Source organism: Bartonella sp. AP57NXGY, from assembly GCF_042195805.1.
In the GTDB taxonomy this organism is placed as follows: Bacteria; Pseudomonadota; Alphaproteobacteria; order Rhizobiales; family Rhizobiaceae; genus Bartonella.
This window is the reverse complement of record NZ_JBHIOZ010000276.1, coordinates 1-1,432: the sequence shown is the minus strand read 5'-3', so window position 1 is coordinate 1,432 and position 1,432 is coordinate 1. Positions and strand designations below refer to the sequence as shown.

Below are 1,432 nucleotides of genomic sequence, written 5' to 3'. Positions count from 1 at the left end.
AGAAACACATTGAAGAGATCAATAAAGCGGTCGAAATCTTTTTAGGGGAAATAGAACAAGAGATGCAAAAGATTTTGACAAAAGCTGCTTAAACCTATGGGGGTGCTCTCTCCTCCCAGCACCCCCGCCCATTTAATTAATATAAAAAAGAGAAAGGTAATGAGATGATATTTGATGATGGAGATGGATATGTAATAACACGTGAGTGTGCAAAGTTTTTTAGTGTATCCACAACCACGATTCGTAATTGGGTGCTTCAAGGGGGCCAGAGCTATATAAGCTAGGGAGAGCAGTGAGATGGAGAAAGAAAGAGATCTTATCCTTCACTCCAAAGAAAAATAAGGAACAAATTAGCTAAAGTTGTATAAACCGTAGAAGGTGGTCTAAAAGTTGGTCTTAAAATAGCTCTTTAAAGAAAAAATCTATATATTTAATGTGTTAAAGATACAAAATGGTGCCCAAAAGAGTTTCAATAATTTTAAATAAAATAAATGAGTTATTGCGATATGGGGGAAATTTATCATTATTGATTCCATTAATGTTTTTTATAGCACTATCCCTCATTTTTTTTGGAGCTTTTTTATCGCTTCTATAGCTAGCCTTTTGCGATCTGCGCTTTTTGTATAAAGAGATGCCATGTTGTCGTCGGTCCATCCAAAAATTGCCTTGAGTTGTGATACTGTTGCACCTGAATTAGCGGCGCGTGTTGCTGCTAATTTTCTTAAGCCATGTGCTGATTTTTTGATTCCCGCTACGTTACAAGCCTCACGAAAAAGGTTGCCAAAACTTTCTTTTACGAGTTTATTTCCGTTTTTTCCGCAAATGAATGTTTCATTTCCAATAGGACCAATTTTTAGAGTTTCTGCTAATTCAGGCAAAATGGGTAGAAAAACATCTGTTTGGAATTTACTTTTCTCTGTCTTGAGATGAATGATATTATCTTTGACATCGTTCCAACCAATGCGGACCGCATCACCACGACGCAAACCCGTGTAAAGAAGAACATCAATCCAGACGCGTTCATGTGAACCATGTGACCAATGGTGATAATATTTTTCAACATCTTCTTCTGTCCAAACAGCAAATCCATCTTTGTTGTTGAGAGGAGGTCTTTTTATTCCTAAAGCTGGGTTATTCTCCAGAAGTTCTTGATCGATCGCCCAATTAAAAAGTCCATTAAGTGCTTTTAGAAAATTTTGGGCAGCTGTTGGTTTTTCTTTGCGGCGTTCAACACCCGCTGTAATATGTGATTTCTTTATTTCTCTGTATGGAATGTTTCCTATAGCATCACATACCTTCATAAGGATAAGTTCTCTTTGTCTTTTCGTAGCTTTAGCAAGGCTATGCCAATGAACGCTGTTAAAGTATTGTTTAAGCAGCCATGCAAATGACCCTTCAACAAGTTTACCGGTTTTTGATTTAGGAAGTATAA

The 1,432-nt window shown here is 36.9% G+C and carries 1 protein-coding gene and 2 pseudogenes; 2 read left to right on the top strand and 1 reads right to left on the bottom strand.

Features of this window, described 5'->3' with window-relative positions:
* Both ACFIL8_RS10260 and ACFIL8_RS10255 read left to right on the top strand, forming a co-directional pair.
* Window positions 1–92: pseudogene (locus ACFIL8_RS10260) on the top strand (exonuclease); the annotation flags it as partial.
* 72 nt (window positions 93–164) lie between these two features.
* Window positions 165–358 (top strand): annotated as a pseudogene (locus ACFIL8_RS10255) (helix-turn-helix transcriptional regulator).
* A 202-nt stretch (window positions 359–560) separates the two neighbouring features.
* On the opposite strand, the gene ACFIL8_RS10250 reads toward ACFIL8_RS10255, so the two are convergent.
* Window positions 561–1,432, bottom strand: an 872-nt coding sequence (locus ACFIL8_RS10250) for a tyrosine-type recombinase/integrase (protein WP_375681597.1), incomplete at its 5' end; no start/stop codon positions are given.